The organism is Candidatus Arthromitus sp. SFB-rat-Yit, assembly GCF_000283555.1.
Taxonomy (GTDB): Bacteria; Bacillota; Clostridia; order Clostridiales; family Clostridiaceae; genus Dwaynesavagella.
Window position 1 is genome coordinate 1,378,231 of sequence record NC_016012.1, and the last position, 26,991, is coordinate 1,405,221.

Annotated in this window: 37 protein-coding genes; all 37 read right to left on the reverse strand. The window is 31.4% G+C overall.

Annotated features, from left to right (window positions below; all coding sequences use genetic code 11):
- Positions 1-34: 34 nt before the first annotated feature.
- Positions 35-376, reverse strand: coding sequence for a 50S ribosomal protein L17 (rplQ, locus tag RATSFB_RS06360; protein ID WP_014095216.1), 342 nt, complete (start codon positions 374-376; stop codon positions 35-37).
- 14 nt (positions 377-390) lie between these two features.
- A complete protein-coding gene (locus tag RATSFB_RS06365; protein WP_014095217.1) occupies positions 391-1,335 on the reverse strand; it encodes a DNA-directed RNA polymerase subunit alpha in 945 nt (314 codons plus the stop codon).
- 53 nt (positions 1,336-1,388) lie between these two features.
- Positions 1,389-2,015, reverse strand: a complete 627-nt coding sequence (gene rpsD / locus RATSFB_RS06370; RefSeq protein WP_014095218.1) for a 30S ribosomal protein S4 — start codon at positions 2,013-2,015, stop codon at positions 1,389-1,391.
- Between the two features lie 14 nt (positions 2,016-2,029).
- Positions 2,030-2,428 (reverse strand): 30S ribosomal protein S11, encoded by a 399-nt coding sequence (gene rpsK, locus RATSFB_RS06375; RefSeq protein ID WP_014095219.1) that lies wholly within the window; start codon positions 2,426-2,428, stop codon positions 2,030-2,032.
- Positions 2,429-2,445: 17 nt separating this feature from the next.
- Positions 2,446-2,814, reverse strand: coding sequence for a 30S ribosomal protein S13 (gene rpsM / locus RATSFB_RS06380; protein WP_014095220.1), 369 nt, complete (start codon positions 2,812-2,814; stop codon positions 2,446-2,448).
- An 18-nt stretch (positions 2,815-2,832) separates the two neighbouring features.
- Positions 2,833-2,946 (reverse strand): 50S ribosomal protein L36, encoded by a 114-nt coding sequence (gene rpmJ / locus RATSFB_RS06385; protein WP_014095221.1) that lies wholly within the window; start codon positions 2,944-2,946, stop codon positions 2,833-2,835.
- Between the two features lie 18 nt (positions 2,947-2,964).
- On the reverse strand, positions 2,965-3,183 hold the full coding sequence (gene infA / locus RATSFB_RS06390) for a translation initiation factor IF-1 (RefSeq protein WP_014095222.1): 219 nt from the start codon (positions 3,181-3,183) through the stop codon (positions 2,965-2,967).
- A 38-nt stretch (positions 3,184-3,221) separates the two neighbouring features.
- A complete protein-coding gene (gene map, locus RATSFB_RS06395; protein ID WP_014095223.1) occupies positions 3,222-3,965 on the reverse strand; it encodes a type I methionyl aminopeptidase in 744 nt (247 codons plus the stop codon).
- Positions 3,952-4,611 carry an adenylate kinase family protein gene (locus RATSFB_RS06400; protein WP_014095224.1) on the reverse strand — a complete coding sequence of 220 codons (660 nt, stop codon included), beginning with the start codon at positions 4,609-4,611 and terminating at the stop codon, positions 3,952-3,954. The genes map and RATSFB_RS06400 overlap by 14 nt, the downstream gene beginning before the upstream one ends.
- 15 nt (positions 4,612-4,626) lie before the next feature.
- Positions 4,627-5,901 carry a preprotein translocase subunit SecY gene (gene secY, locus RATSFB_RS06405; RefSeq protein WP_014095225.1) on the reverse strand — a complete coding sequence of 425 codons (1,275 nt, stop codon included), beginning with the start codon at positions 5,899-5,901 and terminating at the stop codon, positions 4,627-4,629.
- A gap of 5 nt (positions 5,902-5,906) precedes the next feature.
- Entirely contained in the window at positions 5,907-6,347 is a 441-nt protein-coding gene (gene rplO, locus RATSFB_RS06410) for a 50S ribosomal protein L15 (protein WP_014095226.1), read from the reverse strand.
- Positions 6,348-6,361: 14 nt separating this feature from the next.
- Positions 6,362-6,541 carry a 50S ribosomal protein L30 gene (gene rpmD, locus RATSFB_RS06415; RefSeq protein ID WP_014095227.1) on the reverse strand — a complete coding sequence of 60 codons (180 nt, stop codon included), beginning with the start codon at positions 6,539-6,541 and terminating at the stop codon, positions 6,362-6,364.
- Between the two features lie 13 nt (positions 6,542-6,554).
- A complete protein-coding gene (gene rpsE / locus RATSFB_RS06420; protein ID WP_014095228.1) occupies positions 6,555-7,052 on the reverse strand; it encodes a 30S ribosomal protein S5 in 498 nt (165 codons plus the stop codon).
- Positions 7,053-7,073: 21 nt separating this feature from the next.
- The gene (rplR, locus tag RATSFB_RS06425; protein ID WP_014095229.1) at positions 7,074-7,430 is read right to left on the reverse strand and encodes a 50S ribosomal protein L18; all 357 of its coding nucleotides are present in this window, start codon (positions 7,428-7,430) and stop codon (positions 7,074-7,076) included.
- 30 nt (positions 7,431-7,460) lie between these two features.
- The gene (rplF, locus tag RATSFB_RS06430; protein WP_014095230.1) at positions 7,461-8,003 is read right to left on the reverse strand and encodes a 50S ribosomal protein L6; all 543 of its coding nucleotides are present in this window, start codon (positions 8,001-8,003) and stop codon (positions 7,461-7,463) included.
- A 22-nt stretch (positions 8,004-8,025) separates the two neighbouring features.
- The gene (rpsH, locus tag RATSFB_RS06435) at positions 8,026-8,424 is read right to left on the reverse strand and encodes a 30S ribosomal protein S8 (protein ID WP_014095231.1); all 399 of its coding nucleotides are present in this window, start codon (positions 8,422-8,424) and stop codon (positions 8,026-8,028) included.
- Positions 8,425-8,449: 25 nt separating this feature from the next.
- Positions 8,450-8,635 (reverse strand): type Z 30S ribosomal protein S14, encoded by a 186-nt coding sequence (locus tag RATSFB_RS06440; protein WP_014095232.1) that lies wholly within the window; start codon positions 8,633-8,635, stop codon positions 8,450-8,452.
- A 19-nt stretch (positions 8,636-8,654) separates the two neighbouring features.
- Positions 8,655-9,197, reverse strand: a complete 543-nt coding sequence (rplE, locus tag RATSFB_RS06445) for a 50S ribosomal protein L5 (RefSeq protein ID WP_044035673.1) — start codon at positions 9,195-9,197, stop codon at positions 8,655-8,657.
- Positions 9,198-9,214: 17 nt separating this feature from the next.
- Entirely contained in the window at positions 9,215-9,523 is a 309-nt protein-coding gene (rplX, locus tag RATSFB_RS06450; protein WP_014095234.1) for a 50S ribosomal protein L24, read from the reverse strand.
- Between the two features lie 16 nt (positions 9,524-9,539).
- Positions 9,540-9,908, reverse strand: coding sequence for a 50S ribosomal protein L14 (gene rplN / locus RATSFB_RS06455; RefSeq protein ID WP_014095235.1), 369 nt, complete (start codon positions 9,906-9,908; stop codon positions 9,540-9,542).
- Positions 9,909-9,928: 20 nt separating this feature from the next.
- Positions 9,929-10,183, reverse strand: coding sequence for a 30S ribosomal protein S17 (gene rpsQ, locus RATSFB_RS06460; protein WP_014095236.1), 255 nt, complete (start codon positions 10,181-10,183; stop codon positions 9,929-9,931).
- A gap of 22 nt (positions 10,184-10,205) precedes the next feature.
- On the reverse strand, positions 10,206-10,415 hold the full coding sequence (gene rpmC, locus RATSFB_RS06465; protein WP_014095237.1) for a 50S ribosomal protein L29: 210 nt from the start codon (positions 10,413-10,415) through the stop codon (positions 10,206-10,208).
- Positions 10,416-10,420: 5 nt separating this feature from the next.
- The gene (gene rplP / locus RATSFB_RS06470; RefSeq protein WP_014095238.1) at positions 10,421-10,852 is read right to left on the reverse strand and encodes a 50S ribosomal protein L16; all 432 of its coding nucleotides are present in this window, start codon (positions 10,850-10,852) and stop codon (positions 10,421-10,423) included.
- Positions 10,853-10,870: 18 nt separating this feature from the next.
- Positions 10,871-11,536 carry a 30S ribosomal protein S3 gene (gene rpsC, locus RATSFB_RS06475; protein WP_014095239.1) on the reverse strand — a complete coding sequence of 222 codons (666 nt, stop codon included), beginning with the start codon at positions 11,534-11,536 and terminating at the stop codon, positions 10,871-10,873.
- Between the two features lie 27 nt (positions 11,537-11,563).
- Complete coding sequence (gene rplV / locus RATSFB_RS06480; protein WP_014095240.1) at positions 11,564-11,890, reverse strand: 50S ribosomal protein L22; 327 nt, start codon at positions 11,888-11,890, stop codon at positions 11,564-11,566.
- A 21-nt stretch (positions 11,891-11,911) separates the two neighbouring features.
- A complete protein-coding gene (gene rpsS / locus RATSFB_RS06485) occupies positions 11,912-12,190 on the reverse strand; it encodes a 30S ribosomal protein S19 (protein WP_014095241.1) in 279 nt (92 codons plus the stop codon).
- Between the two features lie 24 nt (positions 12,191-12,214).
- Positions 12,215-13,042, reverse strand: coding sequence for a 50S ribosomal protein L2 (rplB, locus tag RATSFB_RS06490; protein WP_014095242.1), 828 nt, complete (start codon positions 13,040-13,042; stop codon positions 12,215-12,217).
- Between the two features lie 23 nt (positions 13,043-13,065).
- Positions 13,066-13,371 carry a 50S ribosomal protein L23 gene (gene rplW / locus RATSFB_RS06495; protein WP_014095243.1) on the reverse strand — a complete coding sequence of 102 codons (306 nt, stop codon included), beginning with the start codon at positions 13,369-13,371 and terminating at the stop codon, positions 13,066-13,068.
- Positions 13,368-13,994: a 50S ribosomal protein L4 gene (gene rplD, locus RATSFB_RS06500; RefSeq protein ID WP_014095244.1), complete on the reverse strand. Its 627-nt coding sequence runs from the start codon at positions 13,992-13,994 to the stop codon at positions 13,368-13,370. Before rplD ends, rplW begins: the two co-directional genes overlap by 4 nt.
- Before the next feature lie 26 nt (positions 13,995-14,020).
- Entirely contained in the window at positions 14,021-14,650 is a 630-nt protein-coding gene (rplC, locus tag RATSFB_RS06505; protein ID WP_014095245.1) for a 50S ribosomal protein L3, read from the reverse strand.
- A 60-nt stretch (positions 14,651-14,710) separates the two neighbouring features.
- Positions 14,711-15,022: a 30S ribosomal protein S10 gene (gene rpsJ, locus RATSFB_RS06510; RefSeq protein WP_014095246.1), complete on the reverse strand. Its 312-nt coding sequence runs from the start codon at positions 15,020-15,022 to the stop codon at positions 14,711-14,713.
- Positions 15,023-15,212: 190 nt separating this feature from the next.
- Positions 15,213-16,406, reverse strand: coding sequence for an elongation factor Tu (gene tuf, locus RATSFB_RS06515; RefSeq protein ID WP_014095247.1), 1,194 nt, complete (start codon positions 16,404-16,406; stop codon positions 15,213-15,215).
- Between the two features lie 16 nt (positions 16,407-16,422).
- A complete protein-coding gene (gene fusA, locus RATSFB_RS06520; protein WP_014095248.1) occupies positions 16,423-18,483 on the reverse strand; it encodes an elongation factor G in 2,061 nt (686 codons plus the stop codon).
- Positions 18,484-18,584: 101 nt separating this feature from the next.
- Positions 18,585-19,055 (reverse strand): 30S ribosomal protein S7, encoded by a 471-nt coding sequence (gene rpsG, locus RATSFB_RS06525; protein WP_014095249.1) that lies wholly within the window; start codon positions 19,053-19,055, stop codon positions 18,585-18,587.
- A gap of 80 nt (positions 19,056-19,135) precedes the next feature.
- Complete coding sequence (gene rpsL, locus RATSFB_RS06530) at positions 19,136-19,519, reverse strand: 30S ribosomal protein S12 (protein ID WP_044035597.1); 384 nt, start codon at positions 19,517-19,519, stop codon at positions 19,136-19,138.
- 128 nt (positions 19,520-19,647) lie between these two features.
- A complete protein-coding gene (rpoC, locus tag RATSFB_RS06535) occupies positions 19,648-23,208 on the reverse strand; it encodes a DNA-directed RNA polymerase subunit beta' (protein WP_014095251.1) in 3,561 nt (1,186 codons plus the stop codon).
- Positions 23,209-23,228: 20 nt separating this feature from the next.
- Positions 23,229-26,927, reverse strand: coding sequence for a DNA-directed RNA polymerase subunit beta (gene rpoB / locus RATSFB_RS06540; protein WP_014095252.1), 3,699 nt, complete (start codon positions 26,925-26,927; stop codon positions 23,229-23,231).
- Positions 26,928-26,991 lie beyond the last annotated feature (64 nt).

The following is a 26,991-nucleotide window of genomic DNA, read 5'->3' on the forward strand; positions in this document are numbered from 1 at the left end:
AGATATCACATTCCTAATTCCTCAATAAAAGATATTATACAAGTTCTAAGATAGCCATTTCTGATCCATCACCTTTTCTTGCTCCAAGTTTTACTACTCTAGTGTATCCACCATTTCTCTCTTGATACTTAGGTGCAACTTCTGAGAACAAAACACTAACCACTTCTTTTTCTTTAACTATAGAAAGAATTTGTCTTCTTGCGTGTAAATCCCCTTTTTTAGCAAGAGTTATCATCTTTTCAGCTAAACTCTGAGTTTCCTTAGCTCTACCAAGTGTAGTAGTTATCTTACCATGCTTCAAAAAGCTAGTAACTAAATTTTTAATCATAGCAATTCTTTGATTTGTTGGTCTGCCTAGTTTTCTTTGCCAAGCCATTTTAACACCTCCTATTATTCATCACTTTGTCTTAAACTTAATCCTAAATCCTTAAGCTTCTTCTCAACTTCTTCTAGGGATTTCTTTCCTAAATTTCTAACCTTCATCATATCTTCTAAAGACTTTTGCGCAAGTTCTTGTACTGTATTTATACCCGCTCTCTTTAAACAATTATAACTTCTAACAGAGAAATCTAATTCTTCAATAGTCATCTCAAGCACTTTTTCTTTTTTATCTTCTTCTTTCTGTACCATTACGACAACTTCATTTGCCTCTTTAGTCAAACCTAAAAATAATTTAAAATGTTCAATTAATATTTTAGCAGAATAACTTATTGCCTCATCTACTTTTATAGAACCATTAGTCCATACTTCTATAGTTAATTTATCATAATCCGTCACTTGACCTACACGAGTATTTTCAACAGTGAAATTAACTCTCTTTACTGGAGTGTAAATAGAATCAATAGGTATATATCCATCATTACCATCTACTTTATTTTTATTTTGTGGTACATAACCTCTTCCTCTATTAACAGTTATCTCCATATTTAAATGTCCATCATCTTCAAGTGTTGCTATATGTAAATCTTTATTTATAATTTCAATTCCTTCTTCTTCAATTATATCTGCTGCAGTAACTTCCTTACTTCCTTTAATATCTAAACGTAGTACTTTACTTCCTTCTTCTTCCATCCTTAAAGCCAATTGCTTAATATTTAAAATAATTTCTGTTACATCTTCTTTAATACCTTTAATCGTAGAAAATTCATGTAATACTTCATTAATTTTTATAGAAGTAGTTGCCACACCTGGCAAAGATGATAGTAAGATTCTTCTCAAAGAATTTCCAAGAGTCGTTCCATAACCTCTTTCTAGAGGATCAATAACATATTTACCATATGTTCCTTGTTCATTAGATTCTATACATTCAATTTTAGGTGTTTCAATATCAAACATATATAATAAACCCCTCCCTTAATATATATTTTTAAGGGCATCTGATTCAAAAATTATTTGCTATAAAACTCTACTATTAAAGTTTCATTAAACGGTACATTTAAATCATCCTTAGATGGTAATGATACAATTTTACCCTTATATTTATCATCTTCTATACTAATCCATTGTGGAATCATTTTTCTATTCTCAACTAATACTTTAAACTTCTCACTTGATTTGCTTTTATCTACTAACTCAATAATATCATCTATTTTAACAACATATGATGGTATATTAACCTTTTTCCCATTTACTAAAAAATGACCATGAGATACTAATTGACGTGCTTCTTTCCTTGAATTAGAAAATCCCAATTTATATACCACGTTATCCAATCTCATTTCAAGTAAGGTAATTAAATTTTCACCAGTAATGCCTACTTTTCTATCTGCTCTATTATATATAATTCTAAATTGTTTTTCTAATAAACCATATATTTTTTTAGCCTTCTGTTTTTCTCTTAATTGAAGTGCAAAGTTAGATAATTTTTTTCTATTCTTACCATGCTGTCCTGGTGCTCCAGCACCTTGTCTTTTGACAACAGAACACTTAGAAGAATAACATCTATCTCCCTTTAAAAATAATTTCATACCTTCTCTTCTACACAACTTACATTGTGGACCATTGTATTTAGCCATTTCACACCTCCAAATTACACCCTTCTTCTCTTTGGTGGTCTACACCCATTATGAGGAATAGGTGTCACATCTTTTATTAAAGTTATTTCTAATCCAGCAGCTTGTAAGGATCTTATAGCTGCCTCTCTTCCTGATCCAGGCCCTTTAACATATACTTCTACACTTTTAAGACCATGCTCCATAGCAACTGAAGCTGCAGTTTCAGCTGCCATTTGTGCGGCATAAGGGGTACTTTTTCTAGATCCTTTAAATCCTAATGCACCGGCACTTGACCAAGATAAAGTATTACCATTAACATCAGTCAAAGTAACAATTGAATTATTAAAAGTTGATTTTATATGTGCAGATCCTCTATCTACATTTTTTCTATCTTTCTTGCGCTTATTAATCTTTTTAGATTTTTGTATCGCCATTTAAACTACTTACCTCCCTACTTCTTTTTATTTGCTATAGTTTTTCGTGGACCCTTAACCGTCCTTGCATTAGTTTTAGTTCTTTGACCTCTTAAAGGCAACCTTTTTCTATGTCTAATTCCCCTATAACATCCTATTTCTATTAATCTTTTTATATTTAAAACAACGTCTCTCCTTAAATCTCCCTCTACTCTAAGATTTTTATTAATAAAATCTCTTATTAGATTGATTTGTTCCTCAGTTAAATCTTTAACTCTTATATCAGGATTTATATTTGTTTCTTTTAAAATCCTCTTAGATGTAGATAATCCTATACCATAAATATACGTCAAACTTACTTCTACTCTCTTATCCTTAGGTATATCTATTCCAGAAATTCTAGCCATTAAATATTCACCTCCATTTTATCCTTGTTTTTGTTTATGTTTTGGTGTTTCACAAATAATCATAACTCGACCTTTTCTCTTTATAACTCTACATTTTTCACATATAGGTTTTACAGATGCTCTTATTTTCATAATTATCCTCCTACAATTTCACTTAGCTCTCCAAGTTATCCTACCACGGGTTAAGTCGTAAGGCGACATTTCTATTTTAACTTTATCCCCAGGAATTATCCTTATAAAATTCATTCTTAATTTACCTGAAATATGTGCAAGAATTACATGCCCACTTTCAAGCTCAACTTGAAATGTTGCATTTGGTAACGATTCTTTGACAATTCCTTGCATTTCTATAATATCATCTTTAGCCATTTACTTTAACCCTCCCTAAACAATATTTCATAATTTGCTTATAATGTTATAATTTCTGGATCGGAATCGGTTATAATAACAGTATTTTCGTAATGAGCAGATAAACTATTATCCATTGTCACAACCGTCCAGTTATCATCAAGTATTCTAACATGTTCCTTTCCTAAATTAACCATAGGCTCAATCGCGATAGCCATACCTTTTTTAATATAAAATCCCGTTCCTTTTCTACCAAAATTAGGAATTTCAGGTGCTTCATGTAGATCCTTGCCAATACCATGACCAGTAAAATCTCTAACTATAGAATACCCATTGTTTTCAACATATTCTTGAATGGAAAAGGATATATCACCAATCAAATATCCCTCTTTCGCATATTTAAGAGATTGAAAAAAACTATCACGTGTAACTTCTATAAGTTTCTTAGCACTTTTTGACACATTACCTACAGCAAAGGTTCTAGCTGCATCAGCGTGAAATCCATAAATGTTAGCCCCACAATCTACACTAACTATATCGCCATCTTCAATAATTAGATCAGAAGGAATACCATGTATAACCTGATTATTTACAGATATACATAATGTTGATGGAAACCCATAATATCCTTTAAATGATGGTTTGGCATTAGACTTTACTATATAATCTTCTGCTTTACTATCCAAATAATTGGTTGTTACACCTTCTTTTATAAGTGATTCTACAAGTTTTAATGTATCACTAACTATTTTACCCGCCTTTTTCATTAGAGAAATTTCTTCATCATTTTTAATATAAATCATAATATTCTCCTATTACCCGTTTTACCTGACCAAAAATTTCATCAATTCCATACGAAGCATCTATTTTATATAAAACATCTAACTTTCTAAAATATTCTACCAATTTAAATGTCATCTTATAATATATTTCAAGTCTTTCTTTGAATATGTTAATCTTATCATCCGATCTTACTCTTAATTGCCCTTTACAAATATCACATTTTCCATAAATCTTAGGTAAATCATTTTGTAAATTATAAATTCTCCCACAATTTATACAAGTTAATCTATTAGAAATTCTATTTAATATATATTCATTACTAGTACTTAAATAAATCACTAAATATTTATCATCTTTACTCAGAATATTATTAATGTAAAATTCTGCTTGAAACAGTGTTCTTGGGTAGCCATCCAATAAATATGGTTGATTTAAAACTTTTTCACATTTTAAATTATTAACTATATTGTTAACTAACTCATCCGATACAAATTTACCACTATCTATACGAGAATTTAAGATTTCTTTCCCAATTCTATTTTTATATAAAGCATATTTTCTAAGTATATCTCCTGTTGAAATATGTTTAAGTTTATATTCCTTACAAATCAAATTTGCTTGCGTACCTTTACCAACACCTGGTGGCCCAATTAATAATATTTTCATATTACATCACCTAATCTATTTTAAAAAGCCTTGATAATGTCTTAAAATAAGTTGAGATTCAATTTGTCTCATTGTGTCAACAGAAGTACTTATCAAAATTAATAACATCGTACCTCCAAATTGAAGACCTTTAAACGGTGTAAACAAATCCATAAATATTGGAAATAAAGCTAATATAGCACCAAATATACCTCCAAGAATAGAAATTTTATCCAATACATTCTCTATATATTTAGCTGTAGGCTCCCCTGGTCTTATTCCTGGAATAAATCCAGAAGATTTATTCATATTCTCCGCCATTTCATCTGGTTTATATGTAACTTGAGTATAAAACCAAGTAAAAAATACTATTAATAAAGCAAACACTATAGTATACAGAAGAGAATTAATTCTAAATGGGCTATAAGTTCCATTAACTAAAACTTTATTTATCCACGAATCTGCAGAAAAAAATGTTCCAATAGTTGCTGGAAATTGCAATACAGATGTAGCAAAAATAATAGCTATTACCGCAGATCCAGTTATGCTAAATGGTATATGAGCTTTGTTATTTTTATTACTCCCTGCTAATTGTTTTCCTGCATACTGTACAGTTATTCTTCTCTCTGCTAATGTCATATATATAGTCCAAATTAATAATCCAATTGCAACTAATACAAATATTACAGTTTCTATGAAACCAACCTCTCCTGACTTATTCAATGCTCCAATTTGTATAAACATAGTTGGAAATCTGGAAACTATATTAACAAATATAAATAAAGAAACACCATTACCTATACCATGTAAACTAACTTGATCTCCTATCCACACTAAAAACACAGATGCGGCAACTAATGTAAATACTACAAATATCATAGAAAACATAGAATTATTAGTAATTGCACCAGCATTTAATATAAGAAAATATGATCCATATGCTTGAACAAAAGATAACACTATAGATAAATATCTAGTTATATTTTGAAGTTTTTTCCTTCCTTCTTCTCCCTCTTTTGATAATTGCTCAAATTTAGGAATAGACATAGATAATAATTGAACTATTATTGATGAATTTATATACGGAACTACTCCTAATGCAAATATACTAAATCTCTCTAATGCTCCTCCAGATATTAAATCATAAAATCCAAATAATCCAGTTGAAGTTAGCTGTTTCAAACTTTCAGTGTTAACACCTGGTACAGGTATAAAATTCCCTAATCTAAATACTATAACAATAAATAGAGTAAAAAATATTCTTTTCCTAAGATCCTTAACTTTAAAAGCGTTACCTAAAATTTTAAACATTTAACTTAAATCACCTCTGCTTTTCCACCAGCAGCCTCAATTTTTTCAATAGCTGATTGTGAAAATTTAGAAACCCTAACTGTCAAACTCCTCTCCAAATTTCCGTTAGCTAATATTTTAACCCCATCTTTTATTTTATTTATTATTCCCATATCCAATAAGACCTTTTCAGTAACTTCTGAACCATTTTCAAACATATTCAACCTATCTAAATTTAAAATAGCATATTCCTTTTTAAACACATTATTAAATCCTCTTTTAGGGACTCTTCTATATAAAGGCATTTGACCACCTTCAAAACCTAATCTTACTCCTCCGCCACTTCTAGATTTTTGCCCTTTTTCGCCTTTTCCTGAATTTCTACCTAATCCTGATCCGGTACCTCTACCTAATCTTTTACAACTTTTCTTGCTGCCAGGAGCTGGTTTTAATTCATGCAATTTCATTAATAAACCCTCCTTTAAACTTCTTTTACATCCAATAAAAACTTAACCTTATTTATCATACCAAGTATTTGAGAATTTTTATTGTGCTCTACTCGGTCACCAATTTTTTTTAACCCTAAAGCATAAACTGTGTCTTTTTGTTTTTTATTTCTACCTATTATGCTTCGAGTCAAACAAACACTTATTTTTTCCATCTAAATATCCTACCTAACCTATTATTTCTATAATTTTTTTATCTCTAAGTGTTGCAATCTCTCCTAATGTTCTTAAAGATAATAGAGCATTAAATGTAGCATTAACTACATTTTTAGGATTGTTAGATCCTAATGATTTGGCTGTAATATTTTTTACCCCTACTAGCTCCAAGACACTTCTAACTGGACCACCCGCTATAATTCCTGTACCTTTTCTTGCAGGCATTATTAAAACTTTGGATTTCCCAAAAATACCAACAGTTTCATGAGGTATAGTATCCTTAACTACTGGTACATAAATCATATTTTTCTTGGCATCTTCTATTCCTTTTCTTATAGCATCAGGAACTTCTGCAGATTTACCTGTTCCAATACCTATATATCCTTTTCCATCTCCTACAACTACCAGAGCACTAAATCTAAAATTTCTACCACCTTTAACAACCTTAGTAACTCTATTTATAAAAATTACTTTTTCTTTTAATTCTGAGCCATTATTCTTAATTTTCATTATTAATACTAACCTCCTTCATTAAAATTGTAATCCTGCCTCTCTTGCTCCATCAGCTAACTCAGAAATTCTCCCATGATATAAATAACCATTCCTATCAAAAACAACATTAGTTATAGACTTATCTAAGGCTTTTTTAGCTATATTTCTACCAACAATCCTTGCTGCTTCCTTATTGCTGCCAACTCCATTAAAATCTTTATCTAGTGTAGATGCCGAAACTATTGTATTCCCATTAATATCGTCAATTAATTGTGCATATATATTTTTCGAACTTCTAAAAACACATAATCTTGGAAGGCTAGGTGTTCCAGATAATTTCTTTCTTATCTTAATGTGTCTCCTTTTCCTTTTAACATTTTTATTATATTTATCCATTTACATATCTCCTTTCTTCAATATTCATTCCTATTTCTTACCTGTTTTTCCTTCTTTTCTCCTTATCACTTCATCAGAATACTTGATTCCTTTTCCTTTATAAGGCTCAGGTTTTCTCCATTGTCTTATTTTGGCTGCTGTTTCCCCCACTAATTGCTTATCGATACCTGAAACAATTATTTGTGTTTGATTTGGAACTTCAAAAGCAATTCCCTCTACACTATTTATTTCTACAGGATGAGAATATCCTAAGTTTAATATAATATTTTTACCTTTAAGTTGTGCCCTATATCCAACTCCATTAAGTTCTAAAATTTTACTATATCCTTCGGATACACCTTTAACCATATTAAAGATTAAAGCTCTAGTTAAACCATGTAATTGTTTTTGTTTCTTTGTCTCATTTTTTCTTTCTACAAATATCTGATTTTCTTCTTGTTTTATAATTATATCACTAGACATTTGTTTTTCTAATTTACCTTTTTTACCCTGTATTATTACAAAATTCTTTGAATCTATATTAATCGAAGTCCCCTCAGGTAAAGTTATAGGTAATCTACCTACTCTAGACATTTGCACACCTCCTATTATAATCTTACCAAATATAGCAAATAACTTCTCCACCTAGTCCTTGTTTTCTAGCTTCACGATCAACCATCATACCCTTAGAAGTTGAAATTATAGCAACACCTAATCCACTTAATACTCTTGGTATATTGTCTTTTTTACAATAAACCCTCAATCCAGGTTTAGAAATCTTTTTTAAACCTACTATTACTTTTTCTTTATTTCTACCATATTTTAGTGAAATTTTACACATCGGAACTATACCATCATTATAATCTTCATATGATTTAATATATCCTTCATTCAATAAAATCTTTAATATTTCTTTCTTAATTTTAGACATTGGAACTTCTAAAGTTTCATGTCTTGCCATATTAGCATTCCTTATTCTAGTCAATAAATCTGCAATTGGATCTGTCATTACCATTTACATCTATACCTCCCTTCTAATATTACCAGCTTGATTTAGTGCATCCAGGAATTTGTCCTTTATAAGCCAATTCTCTAAAACAAATTCTACAAATCCCAAATTTTCTTAATACTGCATGTGGTCTTCCACACAAATTACATCTAGTATAAACTCTCGCTTTATATTTAGATGGTCTTTTCCATTTTTCAATAATAGCTTTACGTGCCACAATCTTACCTCCTTATAAATCAACTCATAAATGGCATTCCCAAATATCTTAACAGTTCTCTAGCTTCTTCATCAGTTTTCGCTGTTGTAACAAATACTACTTCAAGTCCTCTAATCTTATCTATTTTATCATACTCAATTTCTGGGAATATCAAATGTTCTTTTAACCCTAAAGTGTAATTTCCTCTACCATCAAAACTCTTTTCAGATATACCTCTGAAATCTCTAACCCTTGGTAAAGCTACGTTAAATAATTTATCTATAAAATCATACATTCTATTTCTTCTTAAAGTAACCTTGCATCCAATAGGCATATTCTCTCTAAGTTTAAAGTTTGATATGGATTTCTTAGCTTTACATATAACTGGTTTTTGTCCAGAAATCAATCTCATATCATTAACAACTGCTTCTAATATTTTTGAGTTATCTTTAGCTTCCCCAACCCCAATATTAAGAACAACTTTTTCTATTTTAGGAACCTGCATTAAATTAGTATATTTAAATCGTTCTATTAGTTTTTTAGTAACTTCATTAATATATTTTTCTTTAAGCCTTGACAAAATCACAAACCCCCCTCTAATCACATTGTTCGTTCACAATGCCTGCAAATTCTTACTTTTGTACCATCATCTGCAAATTTATATTTTATTCTTGTAGATTTTTTACAGCTAGTGCAATATAACATAACTTTAGATGCATTTATAGGAGCTTCAACTCTTATTATTCCCCCCTGCATATTTTGTTTATTAGGTTTTACATGCTTAGTTACTATATTTATTCCACCTACAATAACCGTGTTCTTATCAGGATTTACTTTAAGAACCTCACCTATCTTGTCTTTATCTTTTCCTGAAACAATATAAACTGTATCATTTTTTCTAACATGCATTTTATCACCTCTAATTCTATAAAACTTCAGGAGCTAACGAAAGTATTTTCATACAATCTTTATCTCTTAATTCCCTAGCAACAGGTCCAAAAATTCTAGTTCCTCTTGGTTGACCATCATCTTTCAAAATCACAACAGCATTATCATCAAATCTAACATAAGAACCATCTGAGCGCAAAACCCCTTTAACAGTTCTAACTATTATAGCCTTAACAACATCACCTTTTTTTACAACACCGCCTGGTGATGCATTTTTTACGCTCGCTACGATAACATCTCCTATATTGCCGCTTTTTCTACGTGATCCACCTAAAACCCTTATGCACATTACTTCTTTAGCTCCTGTATTATCAGCAACTTTTAACCTACTTAATTCTTGTATCATTTCCTAATCCTCTCCCTTAATTATTTAGCTCTTTCCAATATTTCTACTAACCTCCATCTCTTATCTTTTGATAAGGGTCTTGTTTCCATAATTAATACCTTGTCATTAATTTTTGCTTCATTATTTTCATCATGTGCCTTAAATTTATTAGTAATTTTAAGAACTTTACCATATAATGGATGTTTCTTTTTGCCTTCTACCGCAACAACTATGGTTTTCTGCATCTTATCAGATACAACTACACCTACTTTAACCTTTCTTGAATTTCTTTCCACTTACTTACCCTCCTTTACAAAATTATTTTAATTTCATTATCTCATGCTCTTTTATAGCTGTTTTAATTTGAGCAATTGATTTTTTAACCTCTCTAATTCTCATAGGGTTAGCTAATTGGCCAACAGCTAATTGAAAACGCAAATTAAAAAGTTCTGATTTAAATTCAATTAACTTAGCATTCATTTCACTAATATCTAATAATCTCAATTCTTTAAGTTCACTTATCTTCATTTTCCCTATTCACCACCAACTCTTTCAAAATCTTTCCTAGTTAAAAACTTAGTTTTTACAGGCAACTTATGTGATGCTAATCTCATAGCTTCTTTTGCTAACTCTTCTGAAACACCTGATAATTCAAACAAAATTCTTCCTGGTTTAACAACAGCAACAAAATATTCTGGCGCACCTTTACCAGATCCCATACGAACCTCAGCTGGTTTTTTAGTAACTGATTTATGTGGAAATATCTTTATATGTAATTTCCCACCTCTTTTTATATATCTGTTTATTGCAACCCTTGCAGACTCAATTTGATTAGCAGTTATCCAAGAAGTACTTGTAGCAACTAAAGCATAATCTCCATAAACTATCATAGTTCCTGCTTTTGATACGCCTCTCATTCTACCCTTTTGTACTCTACGGTATTTAACTCTTTTAGGCATTAACATATGCAACTTTCCTCCTTTCTATTTTTTTTGATCGTTATTCAAAGTTTTTTTAGTTAGAATTTCCCCTTTATATATCCAAACCTTAACACCAAGTTTACCGTAAGTAGTATTTGCCTCAGCAAATCCATAATCTATATCGGCTCTTAAAGTTTGTAAAGGTATTGTTCCTTCATGATAATGCTCAGTTCTAGCAATATCAGCTCCACCTAATCTTCCAGAAACAGCTGTTTTTATTCCTAAAACTTTCATTTTCATAGTTCTCTGCATCGCTTGTTTCATAGCTCTCCTAAATGATACCCTTCTCTCTAATTGTAAAGCTATATTCTCAGCAACTAACTGTGCATCTGTATCATATGTTTTAACTTCAACTATATTTATTATAATAGAATTATTGCTCATATTTATTTTTTGAATTTCTGCCTTAACAATCTCAATTCCAGTTCCACCTTTCCCTATAATAACTCCAGGTTTCGCTGTATATATATTTATTTTTATTTTTTTTACACTTCTCTCAACTTCTATCCTAGATATCCCAGCAGAATAATATTTCTTCTTAATTACTTTTCTTATTTGAAAATCTTCAAATAAGAATTTAGAAAAATCTTTTTTATCCGCATACCATTTGGAAGACCAATCTTTAATTACTCCCACTCTTAAACCATGCGGATTAACCTTTTGACCCATTCTACTATTTACCTCCTTTTTTATTTTTTATCCAACTATTATAGTAATATGACTAGTTCTTTTATTAATTCTAAAAGCTCTACCTTGAGCCCTTGGTTGAAACCTTTTTAATATAGGGGCATTAGTAGCATAAGCACTTTTAACAATTAATGAATTTTGATCCATGCCATTATTATTTTCTGCATTTGAAACCGCTGACTTTAAAACCTTTTCTACAATAGACGATGCCCTTCTATTTGTACATGACAATATCGAAAGTGCTTCTTTAATAGATTTTCCTCTTATTAACTTCAGTACAACATTTACTTTCATAGGAGACATTCTTACATATTTAGCTATAGCCTTCGCAACCATAACAACAACTCCTTTCTATTATTATCTAATTCTTGATGTTTTCTGGTCAACATGCCCTTTATAAGTTCTCGTCAATGCGAATTCACCTAATTTATGTCCAACCATATCCTCAGTAACATAAACTGGTACATGTTTTCTTCCATCATGAACAGCAATTGTATGGCCTATCATTTCTGGAAATATCGTAGAACTTCTAGACCATGTCTTTATTACTTTTTTTTCACTGTTTTTATTCATAATAATAATTCTATCTAAAAGAACTTTCTGAACAAAAGGACCCTTTTTAGCAGATCTTCCCAATATTTAAACCTCCTATCATATCACTTATTTTCTTTTTCTTACTATTAAGCTATCAGAATATTTCTTATTTTTTCTAGTTTTATATCCAAGCGTAGGCATTCCCCAAGGTGATACAGGCGATGGTCTTCCAATAGGACTTCTTCCCTCTCCTCCCCCATGTGGATGGTCGCAAGGATTCATAACAGATCCTCTAACTGTAGGTCTTATACCTTTGTGTCTATTTCTTCCTGCCTTACCAATGCTTATTATTGAATGAGATTCATTAGACAAAATACCTATAGTAGCTCTACATTCTATTCTTACATATCTCATCTCACCACTTGGCAATCTAAGTGTTGCATAATTCCCTTCTTTTGCCATTAATTGAGCAGATAATCCTGCTGATCTAACTATCTGACCGCCTTTCCCTTTTTTAAGCTCAATATTATGAATCATTGTACCAACTGGTATACTGCTTAATGGTAAACAATTCCCTGGTTTAATATCTGCATCTAACCCAGAAAATACTCTGTCTCCAACCTTTAATCCATTTGGAGTTAATATATATCTTTTTTCACCATCTAAATAAGTTATTAAAGATATAAATGTTGACCTATTTGGATCATATTCAATAGTTTTAACTACTCCAGCTATATTGTCTTTATTTCTTTTAAAGTCAATCATTCTGTACTTTCTTTTGTTTCCACCACCTTTATGTCTAACTGTTATCTTACCTTGAGCATTTCTTCCACCACTTTTTTTCAATCCATAAACTAATGATTTTTCTGGTTTACTAGTAGTTATTTCTTCGTAAGAATTTATAGTCATATTTCTACGAGAAGCTGTTGTTGGATTTAACTTCTTTACTCCCAAAATTCATACCTCCTTATAACAAATTACTCCATAGAATTCATTGAATTAAAAAACTCTATTCCAGCGCTATCTGATGTAAGCTGAACTATAGCTTTTTTAAAATCAGATCTCTTACCTAAATTAAATCTTACTCTCTTCTTTTTTCCACAATAATTCATTGTAAAAACTCTACTTACTTTAACACCAAATACATTTTCTACTGCATTCCTTATTTGTATCTTATTAGCCTTTTTATGTACCACAAATGTATACTTTCCTTCAGACATAATAGACATACTTTTTTCTGTTATCACAGGTCTTATAATTATATCATAATCTGTTAATTTCAATTCGAATACACCTCCTCAAGTTTTTTAAGTGCTCCTTGAGTTATAACAAGCTTATCATACTTTAACAAATCATAAACATTTATATTATTTACAGGAAGTACTTTTACGCTTTGTAAATTAGTGCCCGATCTATAAACATTTTTATCAGAAGTTTCAGTAACCAATAACATATTACTGTCTATCTTTAAATTATTCATGATCTTAACCATTTCTTTAGTCTTAGGAAAATCAAATGATATTTCATTTAGAACTAATAAATTTTTTTCTTTAAGCTTACTAGTTAATACAGAAGTAATAGCTGCTCTCCTTAAAGTTTTTGAAATACTCATTCTATAATCCCTTGGTTTAGGTGCAAAAACAACACCACCATGAATCCATTGAGGTGCTCTTATAGATCCCTGTCTAGCTCTACCTGTACCTTTTTGTCTCCAAGGCTTTTTACCCCCACCAGAAACCTCAGATCTTGTTTTTGCCGAATGAGTTCCTTGCCTTTTATTTGCCAACTGAGCAACAACAACTTGATGTACAGCATATTTTTTTATTTCCACATCAAACACTTCTTTTAGAAGTTCTAATTCTCCAACTTTTTCTCCACAAATATTATATACCTCTACTTTAGACATCTAATCTCCTCCTTTCATAAAATAAACTATGCTTTTATACAATCCCTGATTTGCACAATTGATCTATTAGGTCCAGGTATACAACCTTTAATTAATATAATATTTTTTTCCTTAATCACTTGTGCAATTTCAAGATTTTGGATTGTACATTTTTTACCACCCATTCTACCTGGCATCTTCTTATTTTTAAATGTTCTTGAAGGATCAGATGACGCACCCATAGAACCCACCGATCTATGAAACTTAGAACCATGTGACATTGGTCCTCTATGTCCATTCCACCTCTTTATAGTACCTTGAAAACCTTTTCCTTTAGATTTTCCTATAACATCAACTTTTTCTCCAACTGAAAACAAGTCAACACTGAGTTCATTTCCAATTTCATAAGAAGAACAATCCTCTAATCTAAGTTCTTTTAAATATCTTTTTATTTCAATTCCTGCTTTTTTAAAGTGTCCTTTTATAGGATTATTAACAAGTTTATCTCTTGTAGTTCCATATCCAACCTGTATGGCATCATATCCCTCTTTTTCTTTTGTCTTAATCTGAACCACAATATTAGGCTCAACCAAAACAACAGTAACCGGAATCATATTACCATCTTCTATAAAAATTTGCGTCATTCCAATTTTTTGTCCAAAAATCGCCTTTTTCATATAAATATTCCTCCTTTATGAGCGGATTAAAAAATTAATCAATCATAAAAAAATCAATTATTATAACTTTAATTCTAAATCAACACCCGTCGGTACGTCTAATCTCATCAAAATATCAATAGTTTTAGGTGTAAGATCAACTATATCAAGTAATCTTTTATGTGTTCTTATTTCAAACTGTTCCCTTGAGTCTTTATACTTATGTGGAGATCTCAATATAGTAACCTTTTCTATTTTTGTTGGTAATGGTATTGGTCCACATACCTTAGCTCCAGTACTATTTGCTACCTCAATTATTTTAAGAACAGTATTGTCAAGCATAACATGATCAAATGCTTTTAATTTTATTCTAATTTTCTGTTTTAAACTCATTTTTTCCCTCCTTTTATTTCCTTTTATATACATTTTAAAAATAATACTATGTGATTATATTCCTGCAATTGTCTACATAATATATGTATAACTACTTAATTATACTATAAATAATATAACAACTCAATAGTTTATTTATTTAAGCAAAAGTACATAGGGACTAATTAAATATCAGTCCCTACACACAAAACTATTTATTTATTTTAGAAACAACTCCAGATCCTACCGTTCTTCCACCTTCTCTTATAGCAAATCTTAATCCTTCATCCATTGCTATAGGAGTTATTAACTCAACTTCCATATCTATGTGGTCACCTGGCATTACCATCTCTTTTCCTTCTGGTAATTTTATATTCCCTGTAACATCTGTTGTTCTAAAATAAAATTGAGGTCTATATCCATCAAAGAAAGGCTTATGTCTCCCACCTTCTTCTTTCTTAAGAACATACACCTGCCCTATGAAATTAGTATGTGGGTTCACTGTTCCAGGTTTCGCTAATACCTGACCTCTTTCTATATCAGATCTCTGAATACCCCTTAATAAGGCTCCTATATTATCTCCTGCCTGTGCTTCATCTAATAATTTCCTAAACATTTCTATACCAGTAATTACTGTCTTGCTCTTCTCTTCTTTTAATCCAATTATTTCTACCTCTTCTTGTACTTTTAATATTCCTGTTTCTACTCTTCCTGTTGCTACTGTTCCTCTTCCTGTTATAGTAAATACATCCTCAACTGGCATCAAAAACGGCTTATCTGTAGCTCTCTCAGGTGTAGGAATATAACTGTCCACCGCATCCATTAATTCCATTATACAAGCCGTAGCTTCAGAGTCAGTAGGATTCTCCAAAGCTCTCAACGCTGATCCCTTTATAATCGGTGTGTCATCTCCTGGGAATTTATACTCGTTTAATAAATCTCTTACTTCCATCTCTACTAATTCTAATAACTCTTCGTCATCAACCATGTCTGCTTTATTCAAAAATACAACTATATAATCAACTCCTACCCTAGAAGCTAATAATATGTGCTCTCTAGTTTGTGGCATAGGTCCATCAGCTGCAGATACAACCAATATAGCTCCATCCATTTGCGCTGCTCCTGTTATCATGTTCTTAACGTAATCAGCGTGTCCAGGACAGTCAACATGCGCATAATGTCTTCCATCTGTTTCATACTCAACGTGTGCTGTATTTATTGTTATTCCTCTCTCTTTTTCTTCAGGCGCTTTATCTATTTCATCATATTTAAACGCTTCTGCATACCCTTTATTTGCTAAAACTGTTGTAATAGCTGCTGTCAATGTAGTCTTCCCATGGTCAACATGTCCTATAGTACCTATATTAACATGTGGTTTATTCCTCTCAAATTTAGCTTTTGACATATCTATCAAATACCTCCTATTTATTCTTAATTATTTGTTCTTGAATATTTTTAGGAACCTCATCATAATGATCAAACTCCATACTGTAAGTACCTCTTCCTTGGGTTCTAGATCTTAAAACTGTAGCATATCCAAACATCTCAGACATAGGAACTTGAGCTTTTATTATTTGTGCTCCAAATCTTGCTTCCATTCCCTCTATTCTTCCTCTACGTGAATTTAAATCACCCATAACATCTCCCATATACTCTTCAGGTACGGTTACTTCTACTTTCACTATAGGTTCTAACAATACAGGATCTGCTTTAGCCATACCATTTTTAAATGCCATAGAACCAGCAAATTCAAATGCCATTTCAGAGGAATCAACATCATGATATGATCCATCATGTAATTTAACCTTAAAATTAATTGTTGGATATCCTCCTATAACTCCATTAAGTGCTGCATTTCTAATACCATTATCAACAGCTGGTATATATTCTTTTGGTATAACTCCACCAACTATCGCATTTTCAAACTCATAATCACCTATACATGGTATAAGATCTATAACGCAATGTCCGTATTGACCTCTACCTCCTGACTGCCTTATATACTTTCCTTCACATGTAACTTGTTTTCTTATTGTTTCTTTATAAGCAACCTGAGGTTTACCTACATTGCACTCAACCTTAAACTCTCTTTGTAATCTATCTACAATAATTTCAAGATGTAATTCGCCCATTCCAGATATTATAGTTTGATTTGTTTCCTGATCAGTATATGTTTTAAATGTAGGATCTTCTTCTGCTAATTTAGCCAAAGATAACCCCATTTTTTCCTGACTAGCCTTAGTCTTAGGTTCTATAGCTACAGATATAACTGGTTCTGGAAATTCCATATTCTCAAGTATAATTTTGTTTGCATCATCACATAAAGTATCTCCAGTTGTCGTATCTTTTAATCCAACAATAGCTCCTAAATCTCCAGCTCTTAATTCATCTACTTCTTGCCTGTTATTAGCATGCATCTTTAGAAGCCTTCCAATTCTTTCTTTTTTCCCTTTTGTAGAATTATAAACGTAAGATCCACTTTTTAACACACCAGAATAAACCCTAGTATATGCAAGTCTTCCAATAAACGGATCAGTTTGTATTTTAAAAGCCAATGCTGACATAGGTGCATCATCACTTGCTTCTCTTGAATCCTCATTTCCTTCTAAATCAACACCTTTTACAGCATCAATATCAAGTGGTGACGGTAAATATTCAACAGCGGCATCTATCATTTCTTGAACACCTTTATTTTTATAAGAAGATCCACATATAACAGGTATCACTTGTATAGAAATAACAGCTCTTCTAAGGGCAGCTTTTAATTCATCAGAACTTATTTCTTCACCATCTAAGAACTTCATCATAAGTTCTTCATCTGTTTCAGCTATAGCTTCAATCATAAGTTCCCTATATTTATTAGCATCATCTTTATAATCTTCTGGTATATTTTCTCTTGAAATCTCAGTCCCCAAATCATTTTTATAAATTATTGCTACATTTTCAATTAAATCAATCATTCCCTTAAACTCTGATTCACTACCTATAGGTATTTGTACAGGAACTGCGTTAGCTCTTAATCTATTTTTTATTGAATCTACACAATTATAAAAATTGGCACCTGTAGCATCCATTTTATTAACATAAACTATTCTAGGCACTCTATATTTATCTGCTTGCCTCCAAACAGTTTCAGTTTGGGGTTCAACACCACTTTTAGCATCAAGAACAGTTACGGCTCCATCTAAAACTCTCAACGATCTCTCTACCTCAACTGTAAAGTCAACGTGTCCAGGAGTATCTATTATGTTAATTACATAATCTTTCCATTGACAAGTTGTAGCCGCTGAAGTTATCGTTATACCTCTTTCTTGTTCTTGAACCATCCAGTCCATTGTAGCCTGACCTTCATGCACTTCACCTATTTTATGTGTTTTACCTGTATAAAATAAAATTCTCTCTGTTGTAGTAGTTTTACCAGCATCTATATGAGCCATAATTCCTATATTTCTAAATTTTTCTAAAACAAATTCTCTAGCCATAATCCGCCTCCTTCAATATGCGTTTTATATATTATCAAAAAGTATAGATAGTAACAAAACTGTTTTGATCATTACAACCAAAACAGCAAATAACAAACACTTTAATACCTATAATGTGCAAACGCTTTATTAGCCTCAGCCATTTTATGAGTATCTTCTCTCTTCTTAACAGCTGAACCAGTATTATTAGAAGCATCTATCAATTCATTAGCTAATCTTTCTCTCATATATTTTTCATTTCTTTTTCTAGAAGCAATTAATAACCATCTTATTCCTAAAGTTTGCTTTCTTTCTGGTCTTACTTCTACAGGTACCTGATATGTAGCTCCACCAATTCTTCGTGATTTAATTTCTAAAATAGGCATTATATTATTCATAGCAGATTCAAAAACTTCTAAAGCATCTTTAGATGTTTTTTCTTCTACTATTTTAAATGCATCATAACATATCTTTTGAGCAATACCTTTTTTACCATCCTTCATTATATTATTTATAAGTTTTGTGACAACCAAGTTATTATACATTGGATCAGGTAAAATTACCCTTTTAGATATATGTCCTTTTCTTGGCATCTTACTTCCCTCCTTAAAAACACTAATTTTAATTCATCGGTACTCGACTAAATTGCCGTAAAGCCAAATTATATACATGATTATTTAGCAGCCTTTTTTGCCTTCTTAGTTCCATATTTCGATCTTGCTTGCATTTTATCTTGAACTCCTGAAGAATCAAGAGCACCTCTTATTATATGATATCTAACACCTGGTAGGTCTTTTACCCTTCCACCTCTTATTAATACAACACTGTGTTCTTGTAAATTATGTCCTTCTCCAGGTATGTACGCAGTAACCTCATAACCATTACTCAACCTAACCCTAGCAACTTTTCTTAAAGCTGAATTAGGTTTTTTAGGAGTCATAGTTTTAACTAATGTACAAACTCCTCTAACCTGCGGGCATCCTTTCATCGCTGGAGCTGTTGATTTATAGGCTACTTTCTTTCTACCATTTCTAATCAACTGATTAATAGTTGGCAATATTATCACCCCTTTTTATTATTAACTAAACTTGAACAAAATAAATAAAACCTTTTACCAAATGAATTAATTGTATAACCTAGATATTTTAACACCTAAGATATATTAAGTCAATATATTAGAAAATATCAAGTCATATCATATTCGATATTTTCCTCATCTCCATAATTTACTTTCATAGATCTATAATGATTCATACCCGTACCTGCTGGTATTAACTTTCCTATTATTACATTTTCTTTCAGACCTACTAAAGGATCTATTTTGCCTTTTATTGCTGCGTCAGTTAATACTTTTGTAGTTTCTTGAAATGATGCTGCTGACAAGAAAGACTCAGTAGATAGAGAAGCTTTTGTTATTCCCAATAAAACTCTCTCACATTCTGCTTCATTAAGCCCTTCTTTTTTAACTCTCATATTTTCATCATTAAAATATGATATGTCTACAATAGAATTTGGGAGTATATCTGTATCTCCAGCTTCTATAACTCTAACTTTTCTAGTCATCTGCTTTATTATTACTTCAAGATGTTTGTCATTTATATCAACACCTTGTAATCTATAAACCTTTTGTACCTCAGATAATAAATACTCTCTAACAGCATCTATACCCTTTATTCTTAGTATATCCTGAGGATTTATAGATCCCTCAGTAATTATAGAACCCGCTTCTATACTCATACCATTGTCAACCTTTACTCTGGATCCAAAGGGTATATCATATTCTATAACCTCACCATCATTTGATATAATTTTAACAACTCTCTTCTTCTTAGTATTTTCAAATTCTACAATACCCGATATCTCTGAAACTATTGCAAGTCCTTTAGGCTTCCTAGCCTCAAACAATTCTTCAACTCTTGGTAACCCCTGTGTTATATCAGCACCAACAACTCCACCCGTATGAAAAGTTCTCATTGTGAGCTGTGTTCCAGGTTCTCCAATAGATTGTGCGGCGATTATACCAACTGATTCTCCTATATTAATTTCTCTAGCTGTAGCCATATTCATGCCATAACATTTAGCACAAACACCAATTCTAGAATCACAAGTGAATACACTTCTTATTTTAACTCTCAATATCTTTTCAGTTTCATCTCTATTATCATCTTCATTAATATCAGATATAATTTTAGCTATATCATTTGTTATGTATTGATCCCTTTTTATTAATATATTATTAGTTTTAGGGTCAAGTATATCTTCAGCTACATATCTCCCTATAAGCCTTTCGCTTAAACTCTCAACAACGGAATTATCATCCTTAATTTCGCTCACATAAATACCATCTAAAGTTCCACAATCTTCACTTCTTATTATAACATCTTGACTAACATCAACTAGACGTCTTGTTAAATATCCAGAGTCAGCTGTTTTTAAGGCTGTATCTGCATTTCCCTTCCTAGCTCCATGTGTTGACGTAAAATATTCTAATACATCGAGCCCCTCTCTAAAAGAAGCCTTTATTGGAAGCTCTATTATCTTACCTGATGGATTGCTCATAAGTCCTCTCATACCAGCAAGTTGTTTTATTTGACTTTTAGAACCTCTAGCCCCAGAATCAGCCATCATAGATATAGGATTAAATTTATCCATACTATTCATAAGAACATCTGCTATTTTATCAGTTGTGCTATTCCAAATTTCTATAACTGAATTATATCTTTCATCCTCTGTCATAAGTCCACGTCTAAATTTCTTACTTACTATATCAACTTTTTCTTCTGATTCTTTAATTATACTTTCCTTTTCCTTTGGAACTATCATATCAGATGCAGCAACCGTTATTGCCCCTATAGTTGAATAATGATATCCCTTTGTTTTAATTTGATCAAGCATAGATGCTGTTTCAGATGGTCCATATTTTAAATAACATCTATCAACTATCTCTGTTAGTTTACTTTTATTAACAAGAAAGTCTATCTCAAATTTAAACAAATTCTCTTCTTTATCTCTATCAACAAATCCAAGATCCTGAGGTATTGATTCATTAAATATGATTTTGCCAACAGTTGTTTCTATTAGCTTAGTCTTTGTTTCTCCATCTATATTTTTTTTAACTTTAAGCTTTATCTTTTCATGTATATTTAAATATCCTAATTCAAAAGCCATTATAGCCTCCTCCGAATTAGAATAAGATTTTATATTTTCTTGATCAAATTTCGGATTATCCATTGTCAAATAATACGATCCTAAAATCATATCTTGAGATGGAACACACACTGGTTTACCATCAGAAGGCTTTAATATATTAACAGCAGCTAACATTAAAAACCTAGCCTCTGCTTGTGCTTCCATGGATAATGGAACGTGCACAGCCATTTGATCTCCGTCAAAATCAGCATTATAAGCTGTGCAAACAAGCGGATGCAATTTTATAGCTCTTCCTTCAACTAAAACTGGTTGAAAAGCTTGAATTCCTAATCTATGTAATGTTGGAGCCCTATTTAATAAAACTGGATGATCTGTTATAACTTCCTCTAAAATATCCCAAACTTGATTCATATTTTTTTCAACCATTCTTTTTGCTGCTTTAATATTATGAGCGATTCCTGAATCTACTAATTTTTTCATTACAAATGGTTTGAAAAGTTCTAATGCCATTTCCTTAGGTAATCCACATTGATAAAGTTTTAATTCTGGTCCAACAACTATTACAGATCTTCCAGAATAGTCAACGCGTTTACCTAAAAGATTTTGTCTAAATCTACCTTGCTTCCCTTTAAGCATATCTGATAAAGATTTGAGCGGTCTATTACCTGGTCCAGTTACAGGTCTACCCCTTCTACCATTATCTATTAGAGCATCAACAGATTCTTGAAGCATCCTTTTTTCATTTCTGACTATTATATCAGGTGCTTTTAAATCCAACAATTTTTTTAATCTATTATTTCTATTTATAACCCTTCTATATAAATCATTTAAATCAGATGTAGCAAATCTTCCTCCATCTAACATGACCATCGGTCTAAGTTCAGGTGGTATAACTGGTATAACGTCTATTATCATCCATTCTGGTCTATTATTAGATTTTCTAAAAGACTCAACAACTTCAAGTCTTCTAATTATTCTTGCCCTTTTTTGTCCAGTACTATTTTTCAACTCTTCTTTAAGTTTAGTTGATAAACTATCTAAATCCAAATCCATAAGAAGCTGTTTTATAGCCTCAGCCCCCATACCAACTTCAAATGAACCTTCTCCAAATTTTTCACTATACTCTCTAAAATCTTTTTCTGATAATATTTGTCCTTTTTGCAATACACTTACTTCCTTCGGATCCAATATAACGTATGAAGCAAAATAAAGTATTTTTTCCAAAACTCTCGCTTGCATTTCAAGCAATAATGCCATCTTTGAAGGAGTACCTTTAAAATACCATATATGAGATACAGATGTTGCTAATTCAATATGCCCCATTCTTTCACGTCTAACTTTTGACTTAGTAACCTCAACACCACATCTATCACAAACAATACCTTTATATCTAACTCTTTTATACTTTCCGCAATGACACTCCCAGTCTTTTGTAGGTCCAAATATTCTTTCACAAAAAAGACCATCTCTTTCTGGTTTTAAAGTTCTATAATTTATGGTCTCAGGCTTCTTCACCTCTCCCCTAGACCATTCTCTAATTTGTTCAGGAGATGCTAAACCTATTCTTATGGCATCAAAATTATTTAATTCAACCACCAATAAATACACTCCTTATCTTAATAATCATCATCAGAAATAAATTCCTCAGCATTCATAATGTCTTCTGTTAACAATACATCATCAAGTTCATCTTCATCATCTTCTTCCTGATAATCAGAAATTTCTGATTCAGGCAATTCTCTAGTTTCCTCATATTTTATAGAATCTTCAAAAGATACATCTATATCGCTCATTTCATCTTCTAAAGTTTCTTTAATCTCTATCTCTTCATAATTTTCATTTAAAACTTTTATATTTAAACATAATGCCTGTAATTCTTTTATTAAAACTTTAAATGACTCCGGAACTCCAGGCTCAGGTATATTTTCACCTTTCACAATTGCTTCATACGTCTTAACTCTACCAACAATATCATCAGATTTTACGGTCAATATTTCTTGCAACATATGAGCTGCTCCATAAGCTTCTAATGCCCAAACTTCCATTTCTCCAAATCTTTGTCCTCCAAATTGTGCTTTACCTCCAAGAGGTTGTTGAGTTACTAAAGAATACGGTCCTGTTGATCTTGCATGTATCTTATCATCAACCAAATGGGCAAGTTTTAATATATACATATATCCCACTGTAACTCTATTATCAAACGCTTCACCAGTTCTTCCATCATATAGCGTTAATTTGCCATCTTTATTAAACCCGGCATCTTCTAAACATTGTTCAATTTCTTCCTTTGTAGCCCCATTAAATACAGGTGTCGCAACATGCCATCCCTGAGCACTAGCAGCAAGACCCAAATGAACCTCCAAAACCTGACCTATATTCATACGACTAGGAACTCCAAGAGGATTCAAACAAATTTGAAGAGGTGTCCCATCAGGTAAAAACGGCATATCTTCTTCAGGTAAAACTCTAGAAATAACCCCTTTATTTCCATGACGACCAGCCATTTTATCTCCAACTGATATTTTTCTTTTTTGCGCTATATAACATCTAACTAACTGATTAACCCCAGGAGATAATTCATCGCCGTTTTCACGGGTAAATATTTTAACATCAACTATTATTCCTTGCTCACCATGTGGAACTTTTAAAGAAGTATCTCTAACTTCTCTTGCCTTTTCACCAAAAATAGCTCTTAAAAGTCTTTCTTCAGCAGTAAGCTCAGTTTCACCCTTGGGTGTAACTTTACCTACAAGTATATCTCCCGTTCTAACTTCAGATCCTATTTTTATTATACCGTTTGAATCTAAATCTTTTATAGCATCCTCACCAACATTAGGTATATCTCGAGTTATTTCCTCTGGTCCTAATTTTGTATCACGAGAATCACATTCATATTCTTCTATATGTATAGATGTAAACACATCATCTCTAACAAGTTGTTCAGATATAAGCATTGCATCTTCATAATTATATCCTTCCCAAGTTATAAAACCTATTTTTATATTTTTACCTAAAGCAATTTCTCCAAAATCAGTAGATGGTCCATCCGCTAAAACACACCCAGCCTCTACAAAATCACCTTTACTCACAATAGGTTTTTGATTAATACATGTGCCTTGATTGGATCTCTTAAATTTTAAAAGTTTGTATATATCTACTCCACTATCGAATTCCCTCTTTACTTTTATCTCTTGAGAACTTACATAACTAACTGTTCCTGAATTCTTAGCTTTAACTAAAACACCTGAATCTATAGCAGCCTTATATTCTATACCAGTTCCAACTATTGGTGCACTCGCCTTAAGTAATGGTACGGCTTGACGTTGCATGTTGGATCCCATAAGTGCTCTAGTAGCATCATCATTTTCTAAAAATGGAATCATAGAAGTAGCAACAGATACAATTTGCCTAGGAGATATATCTAAATAATCTACCTTATCTGACGATACTAATAACATACCTTCTTTACTTCTAACAACAATTCTGGAATTTATAAATTCTCCATCATCAGAAATAAGTTCATTAGATTGAGCTATTAAATATTGATCTTCTTCATCAGCTGTCATATATATAATCTCGTTTGTAACTTTACCAGTTTCTTTATTAACTTTTCTATACGGCGTCTCTATAAATCCATAATTATTAACTTTAGCATAAGTTGCAAGAGAATTTATAAGTCCTATATTAGGTCCTTCAGGAGTTTCTATGGGACACATCCTTCCATAATGCGAATTGTGAACATCCCTAACTTCAAATCCAGCCCTATCTCTAGATAACCCACCAGGTCCTAAAGCAGACAATCTTCTCTTATTAGTAAGCTCTGATAATGGATTTGTTTGATCCATAAATTGAGAAAGTTGTGAACTTCCAAAAAATTCTTTAACAGCAGCTGCAACAGGTCTAATATTAATAAGATTTTGAGGTGTTATCATTTCAGGTTCAATAGACATCATTCTTTCTTTTATATTTCTTTCCATTCTAACCAAACCAACCCTAAATTGGTTTTGTAAAAGCTCACCTACAGATCTTAATCTTCTATTCCCTAAATGATCTATATCATCTTCATATCCAACACCGCTAGTAAGTCCAAGTATATAACTTATGGTTGAAAAAATATCATCTATCGTTATATACTTAGGTATTAGATCATGTATATTCCTAATTAATTCTTTTTTAATTTCATCGGTTGATGAACAATTATCTAAAATAGACTTAAGAACAGGATAATAAACATAATCAGCAATACCAATCTCATTCGAATCAAAATCTATAAACTCATTTATGTTAACCCAATTATTCCCAACAACCTTAACATTTTTATTATCTATCAATAAATCCACGGAGTTTATACCAGAATCTTGAATCTTGTAACTAATTTCTCTAGTTATTTTCTCACCTTTTTCAATTAATATTTCTCCAGTTATAGGATCTAAAATATCATTAAAAGAGATATGATTAACAATTCTATTGCTTAGAGATAACTTTTTATTAAACTTATATCTACCAACTTTTGATAAATCATATTTTTTAGGATCAAAAAAGTATTGATCTATCAAATTTTTTGCACTCTCAGCTGTAGCTGGTTCCGAAGGTTTTAACTTATCATATATTTTTATAAGAGCCTGTTCTTGATTCTCTGAATCATCTTTATTTAATGTATTTTGTAAACGCTCATCATTCCCAAAATAAGCTATAATTTCCTCAGATGATGAAATCCCTAAAGCCTTTATAAACCATGTTATGTACAACTTTTTTTGCTTATCGATTCTAACATATAATACTTCGTTAGAGTCTGTTTCATATTCAATCCAAGCTCCTCGATTAGGTATAACGCTAGATGAAAATAATTTTTTGCCGTTTTTATCGACTTCATAATTATAATAAACCCCAGGAGATCTAACTAATTGACTTACTATTACACGTTCAGCACCATTTATAATAAATGTTCCCTGAGGTGTCATTCTAGGTAAATCTCCCATAAATACCTCTTGCTCTTTAAGTTCTCCGGTATCTAAATTTTGCAATCTAACCTTAACTTTTAATGGAGCAGCATATATAGCATCTCTTTCCTTACATTCTTCCATATTGTATTTAGTAGCAGAAACATCTAACCTAAAATCAATAAATTCCAACACATGTTTACCATTAAAACTTTTTATAGGATTTATATCTCTAAATACTTCTAACAATCCTTCTTTTAAAAACCAATCATAAGAATTTAACTGCACTTCTATAAGATTCGGCATATCAATTATATCCTTAACTTTACCGAAACTCATTCTTGTTCTTTTACCTACCTTAAGAGGATATATCATGAATTTCACTCCTTATTTTCAAGTAAAACCACGTAAATTTATTTTAAATTACAAACACTCACAC